A 17,803-nucleotide genomic window follows, 5' to 3' on the forward strand; every position below is an offset into this window, starting at 1 on the left:
CTCTCGAAGATATAGTACCCGAGAGGTTATTTTTTATCAAACTTTATTATCAATTATCAATCTTTTTTTAAAATTATCGAACTTTTTTATAAATTATCAAACTTTATTCTAAGTCAACAACAAAAACTAATCCCCAAAAATCCCCTACTCAACTGTCACAGATTTGGCTAGGTTTCGCGGTTTATCGACATCGCAGCCGCGGTATAGTGCTGCATAGTAGCTGATAAGTTGTAGAGCTACTACGGAGACAAGCGGCGTTAGTAGCTGGTGCACTTGTGGGAGAACGATGGAATCGCCTGCTTCCTCCATGCCTTCCATTGAAATGATACATGGGTTGGCACCACGTGTGACTACTTCTTTGACATTGCCACGAAGGTTGAGGCTTACCTCTTTTTGGGTAATCAAGGCAAATACAGGGGTCCCCTCTTCGATTAAGGCGATTGTACCGTGTTTTAGTTCACCGCCTGCAAATCCTTCTGCTTGAATATAAGAGATTTCTTTTAGCTTTAATGCACCTTCAAGGCTTACATAGTAGTCTACGATGCGACCGATGAAGAATGCATTTCGGGTTGTACTTAAGAACTGATCTGATACTTGCTTTAAATGTTCTTTGTTATCAACGATTGATTGGATACCGTTAGCAGCAATGGCTAGCTCAGCCTTTAAGTCAAAATCAGGTTGTTTTCCTTGTAATTGTGCTTCGACATAAGCAGTAATGGCTAGAACTGCGACTTGTGCAACATACGCTTTTGTGGAAGCTACGGCAATCTCTGGTCCAGCATGTAATAGCAATGTGTAGTCTGCTTCACGAGATAAAGTAGAACCAGGTACATTTGTGATGGTTAATGCAGGATGACCGAGTTCTTTAACCTTTACTAATACTTGACGACTGTCGGCCGTTTCACCTGATTGTGAGATGAAGATGAAAAATGGTTTTTCCGATAAAAGTGGCATATTATAGCCAAATTCACTAGAAATGTGAACCTCTACCGGAATGCCTGCGATTTTTTCAAAATATTGTTTACCAACAAGACCCGCATGATAGCTTGTGCCTGCAGCAATGATATATAAACGATCTGCATTGTGAATGGCTTCTATAATATCATTAGGAATGGTCAATTTTCCCTCTTCGTCTTGATAAGCTTGAATAATTTTACGGACAACGCTTGGTTGTTCGTCGATTTCTTTTAGCATGTAATGAGGATATGTGCCCTTTTCAATGTCACTCATATCCAATTCTGCTGTATATGGAGCGCGTTCCACGACTGTTCCATCTAATTTTTTAATGGTAACAGCTTCTTTCCCAACAATAACGATCTCTTTATCACGTAATTCAATAAATTGATTTGTTACTTGTAACATTGCCATCGCATCAGATGCTACCACATTGAAACCATCACCCACACCAACCAATAAAGGGGTTTTGTTTTTCGCTACAAAAATAGTTTCAGGGTCTTCTGCATCTAGTAATGCAAGTGCATAAGAACCATTTACCAATGTTAGAGTATGACGGAAAGCTTCTTCTGTTGTCATGCCATCATTGACAAACTTTTCAACAAGTTGCACAACAACTTCTGTATCCGTATCGGATTTCATAGGTACACCTTGTAAAAATTCATCCTGTAACAAATGATAATTTTCTAAAACACCATTGTGTACTATTGTAAAACGACCTGAAGCGCTTTGATGTGGATGCGCATTACGGTAATTAGGAACACCATGAGTTGCCCAACGTGTATGTCCGATTCCTGTGGTTGCCTTAACAGAAAAATCTACTACGTTTCGCAAATCTGCAATACGTCCTTTTTCTTTAAAAACTTTCACGCCTTCTTTATTGATAAGAGCAATACCAGCAGAATCATAACCTCGATACTCTAATTTTTCTAGACCTTTTAATAATATTTCTGTGGCATCAAGAAAGCCATTATACCCAACAATTCCACACATTTCTTTTTCCTCCGAACTTTTGCAAAATTAGCCGCATAAAAGTAACCTTCCCCTCAATAGGTGAAATTCAACAAGTCAAGCAGCTGCTATTTTGCCTTCTTACTTTTTCTGTCTACTCAATCGCTTGAGTCCTTTAAAAGTAAGCATCAATCGGGCATTGCGATCGGGAGGCATCCGCCGAAAACTTCGATACTCCTCCACCTCGTCTACTGAAGATATACCGTCCGATTTCTTCAGTACTGGCGCTATAACTGTTTTCCGATTTGTTGCTTCAATACGATCCTCCTCAGCAATATGCCAATTTTTAAAGGTTAGACCTTTAAAATCATTAGCAGTTTCATCATACTGAAATCACTTTTCATAGTCAATTACAAACATGCATTGAAAGGATTTCATTGTCAAAATAAATAAATCACTTTATTATACGCAACTTATCCTAACTTTGTTGCACGTTTTTTGTAAAAAAATATGTCATTATTATTACAACTTAATATGAAATGAACATTTATCAACTGAATGTAGATATATGGATGCACTCAAGTTAAGTCAATGAGGTAAAAACAAACAAAAGGGATATGGATCCGAATGTGAAATCAATAGGGTTTAACAAATAGTCGTTCAGGCTATGCCGTTCTGTGTCACCCATAAATAGTATAAACAACAGATTGTAATATGCTACAAATGATACTAATCTGTCAAGCGTGTCGATCGTCAATTCCCCTCACAAAATATAGTGTATTCGCTGATTTCTGCCTAATCAACACGCCTACCAATCTATATACTTTTTAAAGCTCCTCCATCTACAGAAATTTGTTGTCCAGTAATATAAGAGGCCCCTTCAGATGCCAGAAATGCTATCAGAGTAGCTACCTCTTTTGGTTCTCCAACTCTATTTGATGGAATATTTTGAGATACAAGAATTTCCGCCTGTTCATCATTTATATTATTATTGATTTTTAAATTCTCTATATATTTATAATATCTATCTGTTTTTATAAACCCTGGATTTACACAATTTATCGTAATTCCATTTGGCGCCAATTGTGTAGCTATATTTTTACTAGCATTGATTAAAGCTGCATTGATTAGACTATTTGTGAACATATTGTCCCCTGGTTCTTTCCATAGGTTACCGACTAGATTTATGATTCTACCAAATTGATTTTTTTCCATTAATAAAGATGCTTTTTTAATACAATTTAAATATGTTAAAACCTTATCAGAAATAGATTGTAAGATATTCTCTTCTTCGAAATTAAAAAAATGATCTGGTTTGCCACCAGGAACATTGTTGATAAGAATATCCAATCTTCCGTATTGATCTTTAATAACATGAAAAAGTTCTTCTCTGATCTGTTTGTTAGCTATATCACCAACAAAATACATATTTTGTTGGTGATGATTTAGACTATTCACTTGTGCAAGAACTTGCTCTAATTTAGATTGTCTTCTAGCATTAATGATTACATTATATCCTTTTTCAGCCAATGATAAAGCTGTTGATTTTCCTATACCTTGACTTGCTCCAATGACCAACGCGACTTTGTTATTAGACATTTAGCTTCTTCTCCTTTTTGTTCAGATTTCATTTTATGTTAATTTATCAGACGTGTTGATTTTCCAAAAATCAGGGTGTCTGTTTGGCATAATTTTTGTATAACCCTGTTTTTAGCGTCATTTATATAGATTGAAGCGGAGGCTTGCTCGACTCCCACGGGAAAAGCGAATAGATGAGACCCCGCAGCGTAGCGAGGAGGCTCAACATCCGCCCGCAGGAAAGCGAGCAAGTCGGAGCGGAAATCAACGAATCTCCCTATTTCCATGGATTAAATTGGATAATCAACACACCTGTTAATTTATTGGTTTAATTATTGAGTAATTCCTTATTAATTAACCTGGTAGAAAGAAAAAGAAGTAACATAATCGATATAATTAAAAAGCTGATGATCTGTGTATCAATAAAATTAATAAATGTAGAGCCGATTGACATAGAGATACCAATCAGTGCTTCTGAAATAGAGAAAACCCTTCCTTGAATTTCATTAGGCGAGTTTTCCTGCACCCTTACTTTAGCTAATACTTCACCGTATTCCATTGATATAAAAAATACAACGGCGGTTATTATATTGATTGTAAAATTTGAAGAAGTGATAAAGGAAGACAAAGAAATAGTGCTGAGAAGAACAAAATAAATCAAACCTTTGTTACTTTTAAAGCCCCATATATTAACCATTTGCGCACCTATGAATCCACCCACTCCAATACATAATGTAAGTATAAAATTTCCGATTTCGCCCTTACCAAGGGATTCACTAACTAAAGGAAAATAGCTATAAATTATCCCCCATAATAAGGACATTGTAATCATTGTAAATACGCCATTCAATACAAACGGATTCTTGATTATAGTTTTTATTCCCACGTTAAATGATGGATCAGGGATAGCCTTTTCATGTGTTATTTCCTCTTCTTTTGTGATATTCATTTTACTAATAAGTATAGCTGAAACAAAATAAGTGAGTGCATTAAAAGCTACAGCTAATTTGATAGATCCAAAGTATAAAAAAGCGGCTCCAAAAATGGCTCCAAAAATGATAAATAAAGTCGTCGCTTTCGCAAAAAGAGTATTGATCCTTTTGATATCATCTCCGATCGAAGACATAACTGCTAATCTAGCTGGATTAAAAAGAACTCCACTTCCATAAGAAATAAAAAGAAGTGTTAAGAATACTAAAGGATACTCCCCTTTAGGTAAAAAGGTAACTCCTAAAAAGGCGAATCCTCTAATAATATCTGTATATAACATCAATTTTACTCTGTTATATTTATCTACTATTCCTCCTAAAAATGGTTGGAATACTACTGGAAGACTTCTCACAATGATGACTCCTGAAGTTATCCAATAATCCTGAAAATAGGTGGATATGATCAAGAGAGCGGGTAGGACACAATAATCACCCATAAAAGATAATGCTTGCCCATATAATAATAATTTTGAGTTTTTACTTAACTGGTTCATGGTTAGGTTCCTCTATAATAATTCGAGAAAAATTCTGTAAATTATGAATTGATTCCGCTAGATCATGTGAGTTACTGCCGCTTAACTCTAAATAAGCAAGGCCATTAAAAGATTCAAACAATGTTAAATCTATATTAGAGTCTTTTTTTATTGTTTCAAATGAGGTGATTTGTGTATCACCAACTAATGCGTTAACAGGCAATATGACGTCTTTAAATACAATACGATTTAGATCGTTCGGTAGACTTCCATTTTGTTTGAAATTTTCAGGATATAAATGAAAATCAGCAACGTATTTTTGTGGGTTGTTTAATAATTTGTCTGGTAAGCTAGGAGAATATCCATCGCACAAAATATCTAATAAAATTTGAGGAGCATCCACATTGTAGACTTTTTTAATATTTGGAATCATGTTCCACCCCGCGAACCGTGCAGCTGTTTCAATTATCCCTACTTCTCTGTGTTTCATTAGTTTAACTTCCGTATGGGTTGAACAATATTCTAATCCAAGACCCTCATTAGCCTTTGAAACAGCAGTAATTATTCTTTTTTGAGCATCATCATCTAAAATGGTCGATGTGATATGTGCAGTTTCAGTGAAACCTATTTGAGGTGTTTTATCATGAATTACTAAAGGATAGTATTTTCCATTGACCATCATACCTTCAACACTAACATAGTCAGAATATCCCTCTTCTGAGTACCAGTCTTTATACTCTCCTTCAAGATACTCCTCAAGTATAAATGGCGCTTTATATGTAACAGCTTTAGGTACATCTATACTTTCTAAAAATTTCTTATCATTTAAGAAAAGATCTTCTGCAGTGGCTTTATCATTAATAAAGGTAACTCCTATAGAACTAGCTAAGTAAGTTGGTTTTAAAACTGAGGGTACACCAACATAATCTATAGCCTTTTTAAAATCGTCTAATGTTGTTACTCTCCTACTTTTTATAGCCTTTATACCTGAAGCATTAAATGACTCTCTCATTAAATTTTTATCCCTTGCCTTCTCTGCGGCTTTTACTCCTGCACCTCTTAATCCGAGCTTTTCGCAAGCTTTAGCCATTGGCAATATAAATAACTCATTATTAGTAGTTATTGCCTTGACATCAAACATTGTTGCAATTTTAATTATATCTTCAACGACTGCATCTTCAGGTTTGTTATACTCTTCTTGTGCCCAATAAATTGAATCTGGATGTGTATAATCAGTTATGCTTTTAAAATATTGGGGATCTTTTATAATCGCAATTGAATAAGTTTCAATAAAATGAGCATGAGTTTTTGTGATGGCAAATGGTCTAGGAATATAGCTGATGATATTATATTTTTCAGCTACACTTTTATAAAACATATCAGGAGGACATCCTCCTAAATCAGCTATTACTAATATATTTTTTTTCATATCGATTCCTCCTCGCGTATTTGTAGTAAGAGTGCTTTCCGATAGAATTTCCAGTTGATTCGGACAACTGAAAAGTTTGTTAGATTTTCTATAGAAAGCGGTCACCTTTTGACTCCTTCACTCTTTTTCTGTTTCTGTTGTTTGACTCTAGTTTTTCGAAGAGAGCCAAAAGGTGATATCCAAATTTAATAGTGGATGGATTTTTTCAAAAGTAATACTAGCAGGTGCTTGCCTACTTCATGAATATGCCTATTTCTAACAATCAATTTCATATGGTGATGGCGAAGGATTGAGGAGGCTCCATTTTAGTACTTTGTTCTTTTATCAAACACAAATATTCATTTATGACAGATGTTTATGCAATAATGGAACAGACAAGGTATGCACAGGAAATAGCTTTTCCTTCATGCAGACACTGTTTTTTTATATTGCAGTGTATCCCCCATCAACCGTTAAAGTTGAGCCCGTCATGAAACTAGATTCATCTGAAGCAAGGAAAACCATTGCATTTGCAATATCTTTAACAGTACCTAATCTGCCTATTGGGTTTAGCTTAGATTTTTGTTTTTTTATTTCTTCAAGTGTACCTACATTATTTTGAAGAAAAGATTTTTCATTCAAAGGCGTATCTATTACCCCCGGGCAAACACAATTGACCCTAATATTATATTTTGCATATTCTATAGCAAGAGATTTGGTCAATTGCAATACACCACCTTTACTGGCGTTGTAGGCAGGAATACCAGGCCAAGCTACTAATCCACCTACTGAACAAGTATTTATAATATTGCCTTTTTTATTTTTGATCATCTGTTTTAACACATGCTTGCTACACAAGAACACGCCAGTAAGATTCACACTTATCAATTTATTCCATTCCTCAATACTCATTTCATGAATGGGTGTAGTAATCTCGATCCCTGCATTATTTAAAAAAACGTCGATTTGACCATATTTTTCAATAGTTTCTTGTATTAGATTTGAACAGTCAGTTTCTTTAGTAACATCAGTTCGTATAAAATATACATTTTCTTGGTTTAAGTCTTTGACTGCTTTATAACCGTTTTCCTCATCTATATCAGCTATCACAACTTTTGATCCTTCATTAAGAAAAGCTTCTGCTGCAGCCAAACCTATACCTGATGCAGCGCCCGTAATGACTACAACTTTATCTTTTAAATTTTTCATCCATGAACCTCCTGAAAATTGTTTTCTTCTATATTACTTAGAACGATGGTATCTAGGAGGTAAAAATAAATTAATAGATTTAGATGCATGGTCTGATTTGTTGATGGCGCCATGTACTTCTCTAGGTTCACAAAAATACGTGCTTCCGAAATTCATATTATAAGTAACACCTTCAATAGTCATTTCATAATCTCCACCAATGCAAATCCCAATCTGTTCGTTCTTATGTTTATGTTGAGGCATTTCCCCACCATTACTAGGAATTTCAGCTATCATTACCTCAATCCAGTCTTCAACGAAAAAGGTAACTCCCATTCCCGGTAATAGATCTCTTTTTTCAAATGGTTCTAGAAAATACTCATTAGGTGCTGTATATTTTTCATTTTCATTATATCTTTTCACATCAATGGCAATAACTTCTTGATTTGAACAATTAGTCGCTCCATGAAGTACATTGGGCGGAGCAATATAAACACTATCTAAAGGCGTTAATTTTCTTTCATATCCAGCTACATTCACCAGCAATTCTCCTGATATCACCATTCCAAGTTGCGCTTCTTTATGTTTGTGCTTGAATGTGGTGCCTGGCGGAACATATGAAATTAAAACTTCCGTATTTCCTCGTTTAGTAGAATATTGCTTTACTCCATTGTCCCATTCTTTCAACACTGGTTCAGGAAAGTATAAGTTTTTAGTGTCCATTAAATCTTTATTCATTCAAATCTCCCCTTTCAAATACTGACCAACTCATAGGTATACTTTTGAATTCATAAACAAATTTTAAATTATATTTTTCTTTAGCTAATGCATTTGTAATAGCCATATTGTATATGCCTTCTTTTACTTCATAAGCTGCAACACTTGTAGAATTGACCATCTTTATTTTTACATCCCGTTTTAAATAATAATTTACTAGATTAACAGGTGCCGGATGAGATACAATTATTTCTTTTTCTAATAAATCTGGATTAAAATTAAATTCAGGCCGAATGGCTAATCCATACATTGGTGTATCACATCTGAATAATTCGACTAAATTGATATCTGGTCTCATGTAAAAATTATTTATGCCTGGATATGCATGGGGAGCGATAACATAATCTATGGTTTCTTTTAACAAATTATCCATAGCTTCCTCAAATGTATTAAAGAGTATTAATTCACTTTTAAGGCCCCTATTTAAAAAATAATTATTACAAAATCTATTGGCCGCATATTCACTACTTGTCCCTGCTGGTCCAAGAGTACCAATTTTTATCATCTTCAATGGTGATTGTTTTGAAATATCGTAATCCTGAATAATTAACATTTGAACACTTCCATTCTTATAGTATGATGAAGTATTAGTGTAGAACGTAAATTATTTCTGTATGATTACTTCTGAAGAATTTGAAAAATATAGTATAATTATAACTAAATAGAATTCTTTTTTCCTTTCAATTTGAAAAGATTTACAGGGAATTTTTTTACATTTGAAATCAAATTAACAGAAAGGATGTTCATATTGAAAATAGATGACTTAGATAAAAAAATATTATATTTACTTTCAAAGGATTCAAGATTATCCATGAGAGAGTTGGCTAAGAGGGTTCATTTGTCATCACCATCAGTGACTGAGAGAGTTAGAAGACTTGAAAGCGAAGGTGTTCTAAAGGGATATACAATTGAAATTGACTACAAGAAATTAGGATTCGATGTAGAGTGTTTTATAGAGGTTACTGTGAGAAATGGACAATATATAAAATTCAATAATTTTATTAATGAATATCCCTTTGTGGAATTTTGTTATAGAATTGCGGGTAAGACTTGCTATATTGTTAAACTGCGTCTAAAAAAAATAGCTGATATAGAGCATTTCATTAATAGTGTTAATTCATTTGCTTCAACCGAAACCTATGTAGTAATATCCAAAAATGAAACAAAAAGTGACTATTTAGAACTAGAAGAACTTATTTAGTTTTAAGTCTTTATCAACTAACCAGTTTCATTGTTAATGAACAAACTAAGTAAGTAATTACTTATACTATACAGGTACCCCAGTTATGTCCTAAAAATAAAAAATAGCAAAGCACATTCGAGTATGAATGGCTCTGCTATTTTATTTGTGATCCTTTGTGTTATTCGTAATGCTTTTGAATGTTTACACCTCAAAACAAAACCCGTTAATAGCATTTAAGGATCTCTTCCTTACAAATTAAATTCGTATGATATGGCTTTTTTATTAATAATCTATTCTATCTTAACGGTTAATCCTTTAATCCTAATTCATCGCGAACGACATCGGCGATTCGTTTGCAATAGGATTCGCATAGATCGCTTGATGGTGCTTCTACCATCACACGAACTAATGGTTCAGTACCTGAAGGACGAACGAGTATGCGCCCATCGCCATTCATCTCTTGTTCAACTTGTGCGATAATGGCTGCTACCTTTTCGTTTTCTTTTACAGCATGTTTATCTGTCACGCGAACATTGATGAGCTTTTGAGGGAATACGGTCATTTCGGAAGCAAGCTCAGATAGTTTCTTGCCTGTCACTTTCATTGTATTCACGAGTTGTAAGCCTGTGAGTAGCCCATCGCCTGTTGTGTTGTAATCTAAAAATACGATATGGCCAGATTGTTCGCCACCCACATTATAGTTGCCTTCACGCATAGCTTCTACAACATAACGATCGCCTACTTTTGTTTGAACACTATGCATACCGTTTCTTTCTAAAGCTTTATAAAAGCCCATATTACTCATAACCGTTGAAACAACGGTATCTTGTTTTAATTTTCCTTCTTCGTGTAGATGCTTTGCGCAAATATACATGATTTGATCTCCATCAACGATTTGACCATTTTCATCCACTGCAATTAAACGATCGCCATCTCCATCAAATGCTAAACCTACATTCGCACCTTTTTCCACCACAAACTCTGCCAACTTTTCAGGATGTGTGGAGCCAACGCCATCATTAATATTCAAACCATTTGGTGAAGAGCCCATTGTTGACAGATCCGCTTCAAGATCAGCAAATAGATGCGTCGCCAAAGCTGATGTCGCACCATGCGCACAGTCTAATGCAATATGGATACCTGTAAAGTCCTCATAAACAGTTTGTTTTAAATATTGAATATACTTTTGACCACCTTCGAAGTAGTCACTTACTGAACCTAAATCCCCACCTATCGGGCGAGGTAAATTATCTTGTTCTTGATCTAACAGTGCCTCAATTTCGTCTTCTTGTGCATCTGATAGTTTAAAACCGTCTGGGCCAAAGAATTTAATACCGTTATCTGCTACAGGATTATGAGAAGCTGAAATCATGACACCAGCTTGGGCACTCATGACACGAGTCAAATAGGCAACTCCTGGTGTACTAATAATACCTAAGCGCATGACTTCGGCGCCAACTGATAGCAAACCAGCCACAAGCGCACCTTCTAACATTTCTCCAGAAATACGTGTATCTCGCCCTATTAAAACTTTCGGACGTTCTGTGGTTTCTTTCGTTAAAACGTATCCACCAAAGCGTCCCAATTTAAATGCTAACTCAGGTGTTAGCTCACTATTGGCGACACCGCGGACGCCGTCTGTTCCGAAATATTTACCCATTTTGTTATTCTCTCCTTCAAAACTGTATGCCATTTTTACGAATCCTTTTATGACAGTTGTTTCACTTTTAGTTTTATAGTACTTGGTGTAGCTTTCCATGAAGTACCAGAAGGGCTGCTACCTATTATTGGCAAGGTATTGACGCCTTCCTTCACATCGTTTGCAGCAACATATAGCTGTATATCTGATGCCTTAAGTTTGGACAGTTTTTGCTCATCACCAGTAATCACAACTGATACAAAATGATCTGCATTTTCTTCAATGGTGTATTGTTTTGTATCTAAATTTCTTATTTTCACTCTAACATTCTCAAAGGTCGTAGTAGACGTATTAGATGTTTCCTCTTGCTTGGTTGCACTGTCATCTTCTTGTTCGTCAGTAGTTATGGACTCATCTAATGATACATGAACTTTTAGTTGATTTACAGAGAGTTTTGTCACACCTGTTGGCTTTGATAGATTGACAGTAACATTACCGGACTTTTCTAGTTTTGAAACATCTACATCAACAGGAAATGTATTTATTTTTTCTAAATCCTTTTTCGATCCAAACAATGTAATATGACTTGTTTCAGCACTCAATGTTTTTACTTTCAGATTATTTTTGGGACTTCCTTTAACATTTAAAGAAATCGGCACTTCCTTATTATACTCTCCAATGTCAACCTTCACTTGTACGTTCGCCGGGTTAACAGAAACATCTAATTTGTTCATATCACGATCCAGCACCTTGACAGTTGCTTCTTTTGTAAAGGATTCTGTAGCTGAAAGTTGCCCCGATAGCATTGCTTTGACATAAGCAATACTGTCAACTACACTTTTAGCTCCTGTTACAGTGACTTCATTTGGATTTGCATACATCGCTTTGACAAAATAATTTGGCGCTAATTGGCTTTCATTAAAATCTGGATCTACTTTAAATGTCCGTGTCACCTTTTCTTCGATCGAAACATTTACAGCTGAAGGTTCAATTTGGACATCTAACTTATCCGAAAATCCTTTATATTTAAATTTGACCTTATGTTGTCCAATTGTTGCTTTACTCAAATCTAGGTAAATCTGAAAATCTTTTAAGGCTTTTTTTTGTATTACCAATGCATATGGTCCCTTAATAGCGACATCGACTGTCTCTGGGACTCCTGAAACAATTAAATTCTCATTATCGTATAGAACCTTGACTGGGACATCATGAATAACCTCCGCTTGGCTATCATAAGTGGTTTTCGTATTGTTCTCCGTACTTGTTTCAGACTTTACGGTAAAGAAAATGAGTAATGTTAACGCGAGTGCGGTAATGCGTAAAAACCATGGACTCTCAATTAGTTTATCCATCACTTTTTATCCCCCCTCCAGTTCCATTTGGAGGTACCGACTGCAGTAGTTGATGTCCCAAACCATGCACGTTGAAGTCTAGATTCAAACTCTTCGATCGATAAATCACGATGTAAATCACCATTTATCGTTAAACTGATAGCACCTGTTTCCTCTGAAACAATTATGGTTATAGCGTCAGTTACTTCACTAATTCCAATTGCTGCACGATGACGCGTTCCTAGTTCCTTTGAAATAAAAGGACTTTCTGATAAAGGTAAATAACAGGCTGCTGCAGCTATTTTATTTTTTTGAACAATCACTGCACCATCATGAAGCGGTGTATTAGGTATGAATATATTAATGATTAACTCAGAAGAGATTTCAGAGTACATTGGAATCCCTGTTTCAATATAATCATTTAGCCCTGTTTCTCGTTCAATTGAAATAAGCGCTCCGATACGACGCTTCGCCATATAGCTAACGGACTTAGACATGGCAGATACCAATCTGGCTTGTTCTTCTTCCTCTTGTAAATTACTTCGAGCAAATAATTTTCCTCGTCCTAATTGTTCTAACGCTCTACGCAATTCAGGTTGGAAAATAATGATAATTGCTAAGAAACCAAATTCAATAACCTGCTTTGTCATCCACCCTAACGTAGTTAGTCCGAAATAAACAGTTATAATTCGAATAATGATAATGACAAATATTCCTTTTAAAAGCTGAACGGCCTTAGTACCACGAATCAGTGTTAATATATTATAAATGACCAACCAGACTAATAAAATATCGATTACATTTAATACCATTCTCACCCATTGATTACTGGTGAATTGTGTAAATTCATTAATTAAAGACATGTGGATCCCCCACTTTTCTAGCGAGTACGTATAGGTCAAGTATAGCACAACTACCTTTATTTCCGCCCGTATAAAGCAGAAAAGCCCACTATAATGCCAGTAGGCTTCTTCATTAGTTTATTCATTTTTATCAATAAAAGACCAAGCGCTTTTTGCGTTGCTTTTTATTTTATACCAGAGCCACTCAAACACTTCATCCACTTCCTCAATTTGACCAGTAACATTTGCGGTAGAAGCCATATATTTACCGTTGATAACCGTAATATTTCCATCAACTGCACCTTTTACGACAATATCACCATTCTTTACAACAATGTCACCTTTTACTGTTTTTCCCTCAGGTACAATGACAGTTTGACCTTCCACTTGTAAGTTAGGTTGTTTTGTAACAGAAAACTCCTGATCATTTTTATAGCCTGAAAAAAGGGATGCACTCATGAAAATGCAAAACATTGCTGCAGCAACCAAAAAAGGATGTCGACGCAACCAACGTTGTACGCCAGAACGCATTTTTCTTTTCGGCAGTCTTTGCATAACTTGTTCTACAAAATTTGGAGGCACTTCAATAACGGCTGCACTTTTCACGAACGCAATAGTACTTGTTAACTCCTGCATATGCTTTTGACAGTCCTTACAATTTTGCATATGTGCCCTTAGCTCTTGCTCATGTTCGCGACTAATATCCCCATCTAGATATTCATGCATATATTGCACGATATGTTCAGGGCATGTACTCATAGTGAAACCCCTCCTACAAATTGCTCAATTGCTTTCTTAATGCTTCGCGACCACGATGAATACGTGTTTTTACGGTTCCTAGTGGCATATCTAACACATCGCTGATTTCCTGCAATGGTAACTCTTCAATATACTTTAAAATAATAACCATACGATACTTATCAGGCAAGCAACTTATTTCATATTGAATTCTTTCCTGCAATTCCATTCTTTCGACTTCCTCTTCAGGCAGTCGATCATTTGACGAAATTTGAGAATACAAATCAAGACCATCAGTACCTGTAACTTCTGCATCTAAATAATAGTCCGGTTTCTTTTTCCTGATCCTGTCTATACACAGATTAGTTGCTATACGAAATAGCCATGTTGAAAATTTCCGTTCTAAATCAAAAGTGTGTAGATTTGTATATGCACGTATAAAAGCTTCCTGTGCTATATCTTCTGCTTCATGTTGGTTGTTCAACATACGGAAGCATACTTGATATACTTTTTGCTGATAGAGGCTCACAATATCTGAATACGCATGTTGATCACCTTTCAGCACTTGCTTTATTCTTTTGTTGACTAACGCATCCATGTGATTTCCCCTCCGCTATGCGGTTACCTGTTATATACGAACAGATTCCTTTTTGGTTTCACTTTTATTTCAAATTTTTTAAAAAATATTATTTGATTCTATTATACCAATACTTTCTTTGAATTTCTTACAACTTTTATCATTTTCACCATATAAAAGTGAGACATTTAGAAATAAAACGGAGGCACTGAAAAAACTTATAATATCAACATTTTAATTGACAAAGATCTTTCTACGAACCCAGAAGTTGATTTTACTCCATGCTGCGTGTCAATTTTAAATTTCATCGAAAATAGACAAGTCAACTGATTTCCGCTATGGCTTACTCGCTTTCCTGGCGATATGTGTTCAATGCACTTCGGGGCAATAGGATGTTGGTCACGAAGTCGTTTCCACATGACGCGACATTCCTAGACCCCCGTTCCAGAAAATATCGCTCCATGAAAGGAAAAAAGTTTCCTGCTTTATACTAATTTCTCCCCAAATAAGGATCCCATCAATGCAACAGCTACATCAGCGGTTTTGTTTCTCTCATCAAGAATTGGATTAACCTCCACAAACTCTGCAGAGGTAATCAAATCTGAATCCTGCAACATTTCCATTGCTAAATGACTTTCACGATACGTAATTCCTCCTGGTACTGGCGTTCCAACCCCAGGAGTATAAATCGGATCAATTCCATCTAAATCTAATGATAGATGAACTCCATCTACGTTTTGCCCTCGTAAATATATAATGGCATCCTGTATAACATTTGGCATTCCTAAACGATCAATTTCATGCATCGTGTAGACTTTTATGCCCTTTTTACGAATTAATGCCTTTTCCCCTTCATCAATTGATCGAGCACCAATTATAACGATATTTTCAGGTTTTACTTTTGGTGCATAATTTCTAATATTCACTAAACGCTCATGTCCTAATCCCATGCTAACAGCTAAGGGCATCCCATGGATATTACCTGATGGGGATGTTTCGCTTGTGTTCATATCTGCATGAGCATCATACCAAATGACACCTAAGTTTTTATAGTGATCTGATATACCTGCCAATGTGCCAATTGCAATGCTATGATCACCGCCTAATATTAATGGGAATCGGCCCTCATTTACCACTCTATGGACCTTATGAGCTAATTCGGCATTCACATTAACAACGATATCTAAGTTTCGCAATGATGTATTATCAGAAACCCCTTTTTTCGAATGATCAATATAGATATCTCCTTCATCGACGACCTTATGCCCAATAGATTCTAAACGCTCTTTCGCACCCGCATATCGAATCGCACTTGGCCCCATATCTACACCTCTACGTAGTTGCCCTAAATCCATCGGTACACCAATCATTGAAATATTTAATAGTGCCATACAACGATACCCCCTTTGTAAGTTATTTTCATTGTAACGGCAGCTATACTTATGGCTCAACAAGACATTTTTCTGTATTTTTATTCAAATAGGTCAATCCCATAAATTATTTTCTTTTTAGGAAATACAGGAATTTAAGGATGACTAATTTTGAGAGTTATGGAGAGGATTATGACGGTGACTTTTCGGAAATGTATATTCATTTTCTTCGTGCGCTATTAGTTCAGGGAGGGTTTATTCAAAGTCATGCAGGGAGGGCTTGAACTGATGAAGAATGAAAACCACACAGGAATATTAAGATGCACACACTGAAAAACTAGAGGATTGCCATTTTAACGATAAAGATCTCCCTTTTCTTTCATTTCATAAGCTAAAAAAGTTGATTTTTATTATGTTTTTGGAGCTAAATTGATTCTTTCAGTGATCTAGAATATTGAAGGGGCAAAGACCAAAAGCATCACGTCCTGTGACAACGGCTTCACGTCTGTCGCTTGCACTTTTGATGCAGAAGAAGCTATGAACCCAACTCCACGTTGGAGCGAGAAGATTGAAGTCAAGCCCGCAGAAAGTGTCATCTGTAGCAGAACGCAGAAACCCAAATATTAAAGTATATTGTGGAAAGCTTTATATTCTTTATCTCGATTCTACATTATGAAATTGATTTAGATTAAAATTTCTAATACACCAAAAAACCTTCCTCTAATTATTAGAAGAAGGTTATATTCTATAATTGATGAGTCATGCAGGATTCGAACCAGCGACCCTCTGATTAAAAGTCAGATGCTCTACCAACTGAGCTAATGACTCAAAATATAAAAATGGCTGGGGTACCTGGATTCGAACCAGGGCATGACGGAATCAAAATCCGTTGCCTTACCGCTTGGCTATACCCCAATAGATGGTGGAGGGGGGCAGATTCGAACTGCCGAACCCGAAGGAGCGGATTTACAGTCCGCCGCGTTTAGCCTCTTCGCTACCCCTCCAAAGTGGTGGAGGATGACGGGATCGAACCGCCGACCCTCTGCTTGTAAGGCAGATGCTCTCCCAGCTGAGCTAATCCTCCAATATGTATTAAACTAGAAGTGGTGACCCCTACGGGATTCGAACCCATGTTACCTCCGTGAAAGGGAGGTGTCTTAACCGCTTGACCAAGGGGCCATTAATTGTACTTTTAACAGGACATTTAATATTATATCACATAGCTATAGGTTTTACAACAATATAATAAAAATAATTTTCTTGTATTTTGAAATATTAGTTTGTTTGCTAAAAAATAATTAAAGCTTCCAACCGGGCTCGAACCGGTGACCTCTTCCTTACCATGGAAGCACTCTACCTGCTGAGCTATGGAAGCACAGACAAAAAAATGGCTCCGAAGGCAGGACTCGAACCTGCGACCCTCTGATTAACAGTCAGATGCTGCTACCAACTGAGCTACTTCGGAACAATATTTATATAAGGCTAAACCTAACATAATTTATTATAACAGGATATTAACAACTTGCAAGTATTTTTTTATATTAATGAGTTTTATTTTTTATCTTCAGCAAGCTCAACAGTAATACTGGGTCTATTAAATTGGATTTATTTCTACTTCTTTATTAGATTTTATCCATATACTATTGTTAAACTTCTTCATTATACTAGTATATTAAAAAAGGTACTACCAATTAAAATTAGTAGTACCTTAATACGCCTAGCAACGTCCTACTCTCGCAGGGGGACAGCCCCCAACTACCATTGGCGCTCAAGAGCTTAACTTCTGTGTTCGGCATGGGAACAGG

The 17,803-nt window shown here is 35.9% G+C and carries 14 protein-coding genes, 7 tRNA genes and 1 rRNA gene; 1 reads left to right on the forward strand and 21 read right to left on the reverse strand.

Going from position 1 to position 17,803, the window contains the following annotated elements; genetic code table 11:
- Window positions 1-144 precede the first annotated feature (144 nt).
- The 7 genes from glmS to FEU33_RS17600 form a co-directional block, all read right to left on the reverse strand.
- Window positions 145-1,947: a glutamine--fructose-6-phosphate transaminase (isomerizing) gene (gene glmS, locus FEU33_RS17570; RefSeq protein WP_146550787.1), complete on the reverse strand. Its 1,803-nt coding sequence runs from the start codon at window positions 1,945-1,947 to the stop codon at window positions 145-147.
- Window positions 1,948-2,721: 774 nt separating this feature from the next.
- A complete protein-coding gene (locus tag FEU33_RS17575; protein ID WP_146550788.1) occupies window positions 2,722-3,504 on the reverse strand; it encodes an SDR family oxidoreductase in 783 nt (260 codons plus the stop codon).
- Window positions 3,505-3,811: 307 nt separating this feature from the next.
- Window positions 3,812-4,966: an MFS transporter gene (locus FEU33_RS17580; protein ID WP_146550789.1), complete on the reverse strand. Its 1,155-nt coding sequence runs from the start codon at window positions 4,964-4,966 to the stop codon at window positions 3,812-3,814.
- Entirely contained in the window at window positions 4,950-6,374 is a 1,425-nt protein-coding gene (gene bacD / locus FEU33_RS17585; RefSeq protein ID WP_146550790.1) for an alanine--anticapsin ligase, read from the reverse strand. The genes FEU33_RS17580 and bacD overlap by 17 nt, the downstream gene beginning before the upstream one ends.
- 423 nt (window positions 6,375-6,797) lie before the next feature.
- On the reverse strand, window positions 6,798-7,562 hold the full coding sequence (locus tag FEU33_RS17590) for a glucose 1-dehydrogenase (RefSeq protein WP_146550791.1): 765 nt from the start codon (window positions 7,560-7,562) through the stop codon (window positions 6,798-6,800).
- Window positions 7,563-7,595: 33 nt separating this feature from the next.
- Entirely contained in the window at window positions 7,596-8,279 is a 684-nt protein-coding gene (locus FEU33_RS17595; RefSeq protein WP_244951071.1) for a cupin domain-containing protein, read from the reverse strand.
- Window positions 8,272-8,871, reverse strand: a complete 600-nt coding sequence (locus FEU33_RS17600) for a type 2 periplasmic-binding domain-containing protein (RefSeq protein WP_146550792.1) — start codon at window positions 8,869-8,871, stop codon at window positions 8,272-8,274. The genes FEU33_RS17595 and FEU33_RS17600 overlap by 8 nt, the downstream gene beginning before the upstream one ends.
- A 195-nt stretch (window positions 8,872-9,066) precedes the next feature.
- Here FEU33_RS17600 and FEU33_RS17605 point away from each other — a divergent pair, with 195 nt between their 5' ends.
- Window positions 9,067-9,519, forward strand: a complete 453-nt coding sequence (locus tag FEU33_RS17605) for an Lrp/AsnC family transcriptional regulator (protein ID WP_146550793.1) — start codon at window positions 9,067-9,069, stop codon at window positions 9,517-9,519.
- Between the two features lie 289 nt (window positions 9,520-9,808).
- Here FEU33_RS17605 and glmM read toward each other — a convergent pair whose 3' ends face one another.
- The 14 genes from glmM to rrf form a co-directional block, all read right to left on the reverse strand.
- Complete coding sequence (gene glmM, locus FEU33_RS17610; RefSeq protein ID WP_146550794.1) at window positions 9,809-11,161, reverse strand: phosphoglucosamine mutase; 1,353 nt, start codon at window positions 11,159-11,161, stop codon at window positions 9,809-9,811.
- Window positions 11,162-11,208: 47 nt separating this feature from the next.
- Window positions 11,209-12,492, reverse strand: a complete 1,284-nt coding sequence (locus FEU33_RS17615; protein ID WP_243881363.1) for a CdaR family protein — start codon at window positions 12,490-12,492, stop codon at window positions 11,209-11,211.
- Window positions 12,492-13,334, reverse strand: a complete 843-nt coding sequence (gene cdaA / locus FEU33_RS17620) for a diadenylate cyclase CdaA (protein WP_146550796.1) — start codon at window positions 13,332-13,334, stop codon at window positions 12,492-12,494. The genes FEU33_RS17615 and cdaA overlap by 1 nt, the downstream gene beginning before the upstream one ends.
- Before the next feature lie 117 nt (window positions 13,335-13,451).
- Window positions 13,452-14,072, reverse strand: a complete 621-nt coding sequence (locus FEU33_RS17625; RefSeq protein ID WP_146550797.1) for an anti-sigma factor family protein — start codon at window positions 14,070-14,072, stop codon at window positions 13,452-13,454.
- A 13-nt stretch (window positions 14,073-14,085) separates the two neighbouring features.
- On the reverse strand, window positions 14,086-14,649 hold the full coding sequence (gene sigW, locus FEU33_RS17630; protein WP_146550798.1) for an RNA polymerase sigma factor SigW: 564 nt from the start codon (window positions 14,647-14,649) through the stop codon (window positions 14,086-14,088).
- A gap of 464 nt (window positions 14,650-15,113) precedes the next feature.
- On the reverse strand, window positions 15,114-16,019 hold the full coding sequence (gene rocF, locus FEU33_RS17635) for an arginase (RefSeq protein WP_146550799.1): 906 nt from the start codon (window positions 16,017-16,019) through the stop codon (window positions 15,114-15,116).
- Window positions 16,020-16,753: 734 nt separating this feature from the next.
- Window positions 16,754-16,826: transfer RNA gene (locus tag FEU33_RS17640), tRNA-Lys, on the reverse strand.
- Between the two features lie 12 nt (window positions 16,827-16,838).
- A tRNA-Gln gene (locus FEU33_RS17645) sits at window positions 16,839-16,913 on the reverse strand.
- Between the two features lie 5 nt (window positions 16,914-16,918).
- Window positions 16,919-17,002 (reverse strand) — tRNA-Tyr (locus FEU33_RS17650).
- 4 nt (window positions 17,003-17,006) lie between these two features.
- Window positions 17,007-17,082: transfer RNA gene (locus FEU33_RS17655), tRNA-Val, on the reverse strand.
- 20 nt (window positions 17,083-17,102) lie between these two features.
- Window positions 17,103-17,177: transfer RNA gene (locus FEU33_RS17660), tRNA-Glu, on the reverse strand.
- 123 nt (window positions 17,178-17,300) lie between these two features.
- A tRNA-Thr gene (locus FEU33_RS17665) sits at window positions 17,301-17,373 on the reverse strand.
- Window positions 17,374-17,386: 13 nt separating this feature from the next.
- Window positions 17,387-17,463, reverse strand: a tRNA-Asn gene (locus FEU33_RS17670).
- 250 nt (window positions 17,464-17,713) lie between these two features.
- A 5S ribosomal RNA gene (rrf, locus tag FEU33_RS17675) occupies window positions 17,714-17,803 on the reverse strand; the annotation flags it as partial.

Origin of the sequence: Rummeliibacillus suwonensis (assembly GCF_007896435.1) — a bacterium.
GTDB classification, from domain to species: Bacteria; Bacillota; Bacilli; order Bacillales_A; family Planococcaceae; genus Rummeliibacillus; species Rummeliibacillus suwonensis.

Bases quoted from the DNA above. Each gene is read 5' to 3' on its own strand.
- glmS (WP_146550787.1), bottom strand. From the start codon at position 1,947: ATGTGTGGAATTGTTGGGTATAATGGCTTTCTTGATGCCACAGAAATA.
- FEU33_RS17575 (WP_146550788.1), bottom strand. From the start codon at position 3,504: ATGTCTAATAACAAAGTCGCGTTGGTCATTGGAGCAAGTCAAGGTATA.
- FEU33_RS17580 (WP_146550789.1), bottom strand. From the start codon at position 4,966: ATGAACCAGTTAAGTAAAAACTCAAAATTATTATTATATGGGCAAGCA.
- bacD (WP_146550790.1), bottom strand. From the start codon at position 6,374: ATGAAAAAAAATATATTAGTAATAGCTGATTTAGGAGGATGTCCTCCT.
- FEU33_RS17590 (WP_146550791.1), bottom strand. From the start codon at position 7,562: ATGAAAAATTTAAAAGATAAAGTTGTAGTCATTACGGGCGCTGCATCA.
- FEU33_RS17595 (WP_244951071.1), bottom strand. From the start codon at position 8,279: ATGAATAAAGATTTAATGGACACTAAAAACTTATACTTTCCTGAACCA.
- FEU33_RS17600 (WP_146550792.1), bottom strand. From the start codon at position 8,871: ATGTTAATTATTCAGGATTACGATATTTCAAAACAATCACCATTGAAG.
- glmM (WP_146550794.1), bottom strand. From the start codon at position 11,161: ATGGGTAAATATTTCGGAACAGACGGCGTCCGCGGTGTCGCCAATAGT.
- FEU33_RS17615 (WP_243881363.1), bottom strand. From the start codon at position 12,492: ATGGATAAACTAATTGAGAGTCCATGGTTTTTACGCATTACCGCACTC.
- cdaA (WP_146550796.1), bottom strand. From the start codon at position 13,334: ATGTCTTTAATTAATGAATTTACACAATTCACCAGTAATCAATGGGTG.
- FEU33_RS17625 (WP_146550797.1), bottom strand. From the start codon at position 14,072: ATGAGTACATGCCCTGAACATATCGTGCAATATATGCATGAATATCTA.
- sigW (WP_146550798.1), bottom strand. From the start codon at position 14,649: ATGGATGCGTTAGTCAACAAAAGAATAAAGCAAGTGCTGAAAGGTGAT.
- rocF (WP_146550799.1), bottom strand. From the start codon at position 16,019: ATGGCACTATTAAATATTTCAATGATTGGTGTACCGATGGATTTAGGG.